A 7,766-nucleotide genomic window follows, 5' to 3' on the forward strand; every position below is an offset into this window, starting at 1 on the left:
ATTTTGCTCAACGAGGGTATCCGCGCTTGGATGGCTCCTCAAGATCAGATCCACGAACAATTTGTATTCCCTGAGGAGGTATTACCACGTGGTAACGCTCTCTAATAGACCAAATATTTTAGGCGGTGCTGGACGCGACCAAGAATCTACCGGGTTTGCCTGGTGGTCTGGTAACGCTCGTTTAATCAATCTTTCTGGCAAACTACTGGGCGCTCACGTTGCTCACGCTGGTTTGATTGTATTCTGGGCTGGAGCAATGACTTTGTTTGAAGTCGCTCACTTCATTCCTGAAAAGCCCATGTATGAGCAGGGGTTGATCCTGCTGCCTCACCTTGCCACTTTGGGCTGGGGTGTTGGTGCTGGCGGTGAAGTTATCGATACCTTCCCCTACTTTGTTGTTGGTGTACTGCACCTAATTTCCTCCGCAGTCCTTGGCTTTGGCGGTATCTATCACGCCGTTCGTGGCCCAGAAACCTTAGAAGAATACTCTTCATTCTTTGGTTACGACTGGAAAGACAAGAACAAGATGACCAACATCATCGGATTCCACCTGATTATTTTGGGAACCGGTGCCCTGTTGTTGGTGCTGAAAGCAATGTTCTTTGGTGGTATCTATGATACCTGGGCACCAGGTGGTGGTGATGTTCGGATCATTACTAACCCAACACTCAATCCAGCAGTTATCTTTGGTTATCTGATTAAGTCTCCTTTCGGTGGCGAAGGCTGGATTGTCAGCGTAGATAACTTGGAAGATGTTATCGGCGGTCATATTTGGATTGCCTTTATCTGTATTGCTGGCGGTATCTACCACATTCTGACCAAGCCTTTTGGTTGGGCGCGTCGTGCCTTCATCTGGTCTGGTGAAGCATACCTATCCTACAGCTTGGGTGCCCTCTCTTTGATGGGCTTCATTGCCTCCATCATGGTTTGGTACAACAACACTGTTTACCCCAGCGAATTCTTTGGCCCTACCGGCCCTGAAGCTTCTCAAGCTCAAGCTCTTACTTTCTTGATTCGCGACCAACGCTTAGGTGCTAACGTTGGTTCTGCCCAAGGCCCCACAGGTTTGGGTAAATACTTGATGCGCTCTCCTACTGGTGAAATCATCTTCGGTGGTGAAACCATGCGCTTCTGGGATTTCCGTGGCCCTTGGTTAGAGCCTCTACGCGGCCCCAACGGTCTTGACCTAGAAAAAATCAAGAACGATATTCAGCCTTGGCAAGCTCGTCGTGCTGCTGAATACATGACCCATGCTCCTCTAGGTTCTCTGAACTCTGTAGGTGGTGTGGCTACCGAAATTAACTCCTTCAACTACGTGTCTCCTCGCGCTTGGTTGGCATGTTCTCACTTCGTATTAGGATTCTTCTTCCTAATCGGCCACTTATGGCACGCTGGTCGCGCTCGTGCAGCTGCTGGTGGTTTTGAAAAAGGTATTGACCGTGAAAATGAACCAGTAATGTCGATGGATTTCCTCGACTAGGTTACAAAGTTTCTTTCATCACTGACAATCAATTAGTTTACAGACTCTTGCTTCAAAGCAAGAGTTTTTTTTATAGAAAATAGTAGAAGTCAGAATTATCTAACAGGACTTATGAGTGAATCAGATTTTATCGATACCTTACGCTGGACAGCGGAAGCTAAGGAAAAGCTGCAAAATATTCCCTTTTTTGTTCGTCCTCAAGCAAAAGCTCGAATTGAAGCGTTGGCTCGTCAAGCTCAACAAGAGGTTGTGACTGGTGATTTGGTAGAACAGGCTAGGCTGGAATTTGGACAATAGACTTCTTGCACGAATGTTGGAGAGCAAGAATTTTAACCTACATTCCGCACCTTTAACTAGTGGTCTATCGCTTCTGATAAGTTTGCAGTATGTACTATAGTGCTTAAAAAGCAAGGACTAAAGTCCTTACTACGAACATTTTTTTCCTACAAAATTAATGCGATAGACCACTAGTGGTCTGTCCCATTAGTTCTGATAAGTGAACTTATTCTTAATTTTTCTTACTTTGCGCTCTTTGCGTTCTTTGCGGTTCGTTCTTTAAAACCCTCAAAATTAATGCGATAGACCACTAGCTAGCAAAGATACTTTTAATAAAACAGATAAATCCTTCATCAGGAGAATATCATGTCGGAAGTTGTCAAGTCAGATATAAAAATACGAAGTTGTCTGCCATCAGATGCAGAGAGCGTCTTCAAGGTACACCGAGGGGCGATTCATGGAACAGCTTCATCGTGTTATCCAAAGGAAATTATTCAAGATTGGGGATCTCCAATTACGCCCTCTAAAATCAAAGCCTTTGCAGACAATACTGTTGTTGGCGAAGAAACCCGAATTGTGGCAGAAATTGATGGTCAAATTGTGGGCTTCGGTGCAATTGTTGTCAGTAATAGTGAAGTACGTGCTGTGTATGTGGCTCCAAGTTTCGGTCGTTGTGGAGTAGGAGCTGCAATACTTCAAGAGTTAGAGCGATTAGCGCGTGAGCAAGGATTGTCGGAATTACATCTGAACGCTTCGCTTAACGCTGAACTATTTTATCAAGTTAATGGTTATATGAATGAAGGTTTTGAAGAACATACCCTACGTTCTGGTCGAAAAATGCCATCTATTCGGATGAGAAAAAAATTGTAACTAGAGGATATAAATCAATCAATGTAGATGGCTTTGATATGAGGAAAATCTTTTTTTACCTATAAATAAATTTCAACAAACTAAAAAATTGGTTAAATTTTTTTATTTTTACTCCAATCCAAAATTTAAAATTGAGTCAACTTCCTCCTACATTCATTGCTGCTAAAACAGCTTTCTGGCTAACATTTGTGTAAACAGTACTCAAATACTTCATGACTACATCTGTGGAAGTTAAATTGACTACATTTTCCTCTTCCTTGGCTAAAGGAATTGCTTCTAATACATCTAATATTGTCTCGCTTGCTGAAGGTACAATTACTACCAAAGATGACTCTAGTGGTTCATTGTATTGCCAGAAAGAGTCTATTTTTACTGAATATTTGTTGTCAGGAATTGATTGTTGAACATCAGGTGTTTCTGGAGTTACAGCTTCTATCTTGCCACTACGTAGCTGTCGTAAATCGCTGAGAATTTGTTCTTTGGTGCGTCCGCGTAATTGAAAGAGTACAAAAGGGTCTTCACTAAAGCGATCGCCTAATTGATAGTATACTGCACCAATATGCTTACAGGGATTTGCCTTATCAGGGCAAGAACATTTACTGCGGACATCGCCAAGGGTAAAAGGAAATAACGAAAGACCATTAGCTGTGAAAACTTCTGCTATGTTTTGCGGCATTTCCCCCGCCAATAATTTGGCAGCGAAAATTGCTTTTTGGGACATAGTTTCAATGACATAACCCCATTGTTCGTCGCTAAAAGGTTCAAGGTAAAGGGAAACTTTATAAGGTTCCACTTCACTACCTTGTACCCTGGCTAATACTTTTGCCCCTTGAAACTCAATACTTAAAACATTTCCTTGACGTGCATAGTTTCTAGCACGTTCCAAACGCTTTTTAAAACGATAAGAATCTAGTAAATCTAGCCATTGCTGCGACCACCATTCTCGACTAGCTTGTAGAGTATAATTAGTCATGGTTATACCATTTTGGATTTTAGATTTTGCGAAAAGTTAGAGCATCGGCTTCCGCCGTAGACCCGAAGAGGCTTGCCACAGGCATCTAAACTTTTCAAGACGGATTTTGTACTGGGAATTGCGTTTTGTTTCTCGCTTGTGGGAATCCAATTGCAGATTAATTAAAAAAGTGCAATGATTACAAATTTATTCTGCATCTTCGTCAATTACTGCATTGCGGTCAAGAATTAATAAATCCCGAAGTTGGTCTGTATCTAGTTCAGTCAACCATTCTTCACCTGCACCTACAACTTGTTCGGCTAGTTGTTTTTTACTTTCAATCATGTCGTGAATTTTTTCTTCTAGAGTGCCAGTACAAACAAATTTATGTACTTGTACATTGCGGGTTTGACCAATGCGAAATACTCGGTCTGTAGCTTGATTTTCTACGGCTGGATTCCACCATCTATCAAAATGAAACACGTGATTTGCTCGTGTTAAATTCAATCCTACGCCACCTGCTTTGAGAGACAAAATCATAATCGGTGGCCCTTGGGGATCGTGTTGGAAACGGTCTATCATTTCCTCGCGTTGTTTTTTATTCGTACTACCATACAAAAATAATATTTCTCGTCCCAATTGTTTTTCTAAATGGGGTTTGAGCAATTTACCCCACTCAGCAAATTGAGTAAAAATTAAAGCGCGTTCTCCACCAGCACCATAGGCATCCCCTTCTGCTAAAAGTTCTTCCAACATTTCTTCTAGGCGCAACAGTTTCGCTGAATGATGTTTTTCTAATGTCGTTTGTTTCAAATATTGCGCTGGGTGATTGCAGATTTGTTTAAGTTTAATGAGTAAAGCCAAAATCATCCCCCGACGTTGCAATCCTTCGGCAGATTCAATTTCTGCTAAAGATGCTTCTACTACTTGTTGATAAAGTGCGGCTTGGTCGGCAGTTAAACCACAAAATACTGTCATTTCTTGCTTTTCTGGCAAGTCTTGAATAATTTCGCGATCGCTTTTTAATCGTCGCAGGATGAATGGTTGAACTAACGAACGTAATTGACTTAAAGAAGCGGTATCCCCATACTTTTCAATTGGCATGGCAAACCGTCGCTGGAAAAATTGCTTATTACCTAAATATCCAGGATTGAGAAAATCCAAAATCGACCACAATTCTTGCAGTCTATTTTCCACTGGCGTCCCTGTCATCGCAATCCGAAAATTTGCTGCTAATTGCCGCACTGCCTTTGATTGCTTGGCATCGGAATTTTTCACATTTTGTGCTTCATCTAAAACAATTATCTGCCAAGGGACGCTTTCTAATAATTTAATATCGCGATGAATCAGTGAGTAACTAGTGATAACTAAATCATGTTTTTTAGCTACTTCTAAAAACGTCTTTCCTTTAGGACGTTTATCACCGTGATATTGCAAAATTTTTATACTTGGAGCAAATTTCTTGACTTCTCTTTCCCAGTTGCCTAAAACTGAGGTTGGACAAACCAATAGAGTTGGATTTTCTAGGGCATCTTGTTCTTTGAGATGAAGAAGAAAAGCGATAAATTGGATAGTATTATGGCAGATAATATTGTTAGCTACAAAATTGTGATGTTCGCTAACTTCAAAGTCATAAACCCATCCATTATAATCTATCTCCTCTATAGATTTAATTCGGCAATAAAATACTTCTTGTTCGAGTAGGTTTTGTAAAGACTGCCTAGTTAAACTTAACTGTTTTATGTCCAGTTGAGCATAAGCTGTCAGGGTTTTAATTGTCCATTTTGAAGGTTTTAGTAGTTGATAATCCTGTTGAGCTTCTCCATTAATAATGCGGTTTATGCCAGTAATAACTCCCTGCAAACTATCTTGGAAAAATTGCTGTGAGCCATTAATATAAACAGTGTTGTGCATTCCCAAATGCCGCAACGGTAACTTTGTTGTTGTAACTGTTTGAGCAACAATATCTCCAGCAGGAATTCCTTCAATATTAGTGTTACTTACAGCTTGACAAATTTGTTTTAATTTGTGCTGTTTTTGGGAATTACTAAAACCAATAGCTTGGAAAAATCTGCGTGCAGAATTTCCATCAATTACACCAATATAGTAGGTGCGTAAAGTCCGAGTTCCATTCGTAGCGCACTTCTTTTTAGCCGATATTCGTAACCAAATGTTAAAGCGCCGCAATAGTGCAGAAAGTTGCTGAATTAGTAAAGGTGAAGCTGTAGCAATCTCAATGCTCCGCATACTAAAAATAACGGCAGACTCAGCATCAAAATAGTTTTGTAAAAATATCCGCACGCTATCCAAGTCTGCCTGCATAATGAAGGGCGGAATAGATTTTTCTGCGGATAATTTACCCCAAACATAACCTTTAGTTTCTAAGAATCGGCGATAGGCTTGGCTGCTAACTCGAAGAAAAGGAACTCGATTAGGAAAACTAGAGATATTAGGGCTGTTAATTTTGAGGTTATAGCGTTTTCCTATCCGCTGAAAAGTCTGGATTAGATTTTCCAACGGCAGAGTATCTTTTTGTGATATTGTCAATTGTCCGGCATCGGGTATTTCATGCCCTTCGGCAATCTGCCAAGCAAGAAACTTCACTAAGTCTGGGTCTTGTGGTTGTCCATTCCAAAGGGTTTTACCTGGTACACAGACGTAATCACCTACTCGTAAATTATTTGTCCAACCTTTATTTGTCAGCAGCTTATGACGATGAGTGATGCTAACACTGCTACCGTCTTCTAGAGTGACTTTTCGTAATTTCTCACAGACTTGCTGGCGATACAACTTTCTGACATTAGCCTGGACAATTTTGCCAGTTTTCTCATTTATCGAATTAACTACTAACTGTTGAGTGGGGTTAGCCCAAAATCCTTCGCCGTCAAACTCTGTTTCTCCAGCATGAGTTGTCCAAATTGTCTCGGCTGTGCGTAACAGTCCATTGACATCAATTAATGTATCAGGTGCTACGCATTTACCCAATCCCATATCATCCGCCAGACATGCGCCCAAGCCCCAACGTTCCAAGAAGGATAGCCAACCTGCACCGCGTTGTTGATAAGGTCGCAACTGTCCTTGAAAGCTGGCTGGTGTGGGCAGAGGTTCAATGGCTTGATTATTGGTTAGCGCCCCTATTAACTCTTGCAATGCGCCAGAGGCTTCAAAGCTAACCACTGGTAACTTTTCAATTACCTGGGTATCCCCTGTACTCAGACGCAAAGCATCTTCCAAAGACAGCGCCATTTGGTCTTTGCGGGAAGCGAAAAAGGCTTGGGCTGTCTTGATGTCTTGGGGTCGCAATTCCACCCACTCGCCATTAATTTCTACCAAGGGGCTATTTAAAGCCACAAGTTTATCAAACTCGGCTTTGGAAATATTCTGTCCGCCAATTGCCAATTGCCATTGGAAGTTCAATAGACTCTGCAACCCCAAACGTCCCTGCTTTGTTTTTGGAGTTTCGGCGGTAATCTTCAAACCCAAACGATTCGCCCATCCTTCACGGTTGGTCAAACTCGGAGGTAAAATCACCCCCAAACCGCTATCTTCAAACCTCCAAGCCACAGACTTGATAAACTCATAAGCTTGGATGGGGTTGAGACGGCAAGATTGGGGATATTCTGTTTCTAAATTCGCTGCAACAACTGGATACAATCTCGAAGCTAACCCCAAACCCCGCAAAAATGTTTCTTGGGGTTGGTCAATTGTGCGATTTTCATATACCAATCGTTCAACTGGATTGTGCCAAATTGTTGCTGCATCCACCAAAAATTCTGGATTGTCAGCTGCTTGCAGAAAATACGCCAATGTCCAATCTTTTTCTCCAAATTCCGGAGAACGCAGTTGAAAACAAGTGCGAAAGAGTGTCTTCAGAGTTAATTGATATTGTAGCGGCATAGTCCAAGCCTTAAGTGCCGCCTCTAGTCGTTCCACTTCAATTGGATCTGCATTAACTTTACCAGATGCATCAGTTAAAGCTGGCAACCACTCTCGCACCGCAGCTGGTAAAGAAGCCATCGTCTTGCTTTCCATCTGTGACTGGAAACCAACCATCTCTCGGATTTGGGCATCTATCGTACTGTTGAGAAATCCCAGCAACAATTCTTGAGGTTCTGTGGGGAAGTTTACATATATTGGGCATAGGTCATTCTCCGCGTCCCCGCGTCCCCGCGTCCCCGCGTCTCCCCC

Annotated in this window: 5 protein-coding genes and 1 pseudogene; 4 read left to right on the top strand and 2 right to left on the bottom strand. The window is 41.9% G+C overall.

The genetic code is table 11. From position 1 onward, the window contains the following. The 4 genes and pseudogenes from GNE10_RS36600 to GNE10_RS29285 form a co-directional block, all read left to right on the top strand. Positions 1 to 105, top strand: a pseudogene (locus tag GNE10_RS36600) (photosystem II protein D2); the annotation flags it as partial. After that, positions 89 to 1,480, top strand: a complete 1,392-nt coding sequence (gene psbC / locus GNE10_RS29275) for a photosystem II reaction center protein CP43 (RefSeq protein WP_185569195.1) — start codon at positions 89 to 91, stop codon at positions 1,478 to 1,480. The pseudogene GNE10_RS36600 and the gene psbC, both read left to right, overlap by 17 nt. A 111-nt stretch (positions 1,481 to 1,591) precedes the next feature. After that, complete coding sequence (locus GNE10_RS29280) at positions 1,592 to 1,777, top strand: PCP reductase family protein (protein ID WP_099070153.1); 186 nt, start codon at positions 1,592 to 1,594, stop codon at positions 1,775 to 1,777. Between the two features lie 345 nt (positions 1,778 to 2,122). After that, positions 2,123 to 2,626, top strand: coding sequence for a GNAT family N-acetyltransferase (locus GNE10_RS29285; RefSeq protein ID WP_185569197.1), 504 nt, complete (start codon positions 2,123 to 2,125; stop codon positions 2,624 to 2,626). Between the two features lie 136 nt (positions 2,627 to 2,762). Here GNE10_RS29285 and GNE10_RS29290 read toward each other — a convergent pair whose 3' ends face one another. After that, positions 2,763 to 3,599: an SWIM zinc finger family protein gene (locus tag GNE10_RS29290; RefSeq protein WP_185569199.1), complete on the bottom strand. Its 837-nt coding sequence runs from the start codon at positions 3,597 to 3,599 to the stop codon at positions 2,763 to 2,765. A 186-nt stretch (positions 3,600 to 3,785) separates the two neighbouring features. After that, on the bottom strand, positions 3,786 to 7,631 hold the full coding sequence (locus GNE10_RS29295) for an SNF2-related protein (RefSeq protein ID WP_397326619.1): 3,846 nt from the start codon (positions 7,629 to 7,631) through the stop codon (positions 3,786 to 3,788). Positions 7,632 to 7,766: the final 135 nt, after the last annotated feature.

It is taken from the genome of Nostoc sp. 2RC, assembly GCF_014222165.1.
GTDB lineage: Bacteria > Cyanobacteriota > Cyanobacteriia > Cyanobacteriales > Nostocaceae > Nostoc > Nostoc linckia.

Coding starts and splice junctions, on each gene's coding strand:
- GNE10_RS29280 (WP_099070153.1), top strand. CDS start 1,592: ATGAGTGAATCAGATTTTATCGATACCTTACGCTGGACAGCGGAAGCT.
- GNE10_RS29285 (WP_185569197.1), top strand. CDS start 2,123: ATGTCGGAAGTTGTCAAGTCAGATATAAAAATACGAAGTTGTCTGCCA.
- GNE10_RS29290 (WP_185569199.1), bottom strand. CDS start 3,599: ATGACTAATTATACTCTACAAGCTAGTCGAGAATGGTGGTCGCAGCAA.
- GNE10_RS29295 (WP_397326619.1), bottom strand. CDS start 7,631: ATGGTTGGTTTCCAGTCACAGATGGAAAGCAAGACGATGGCTTCTTTA.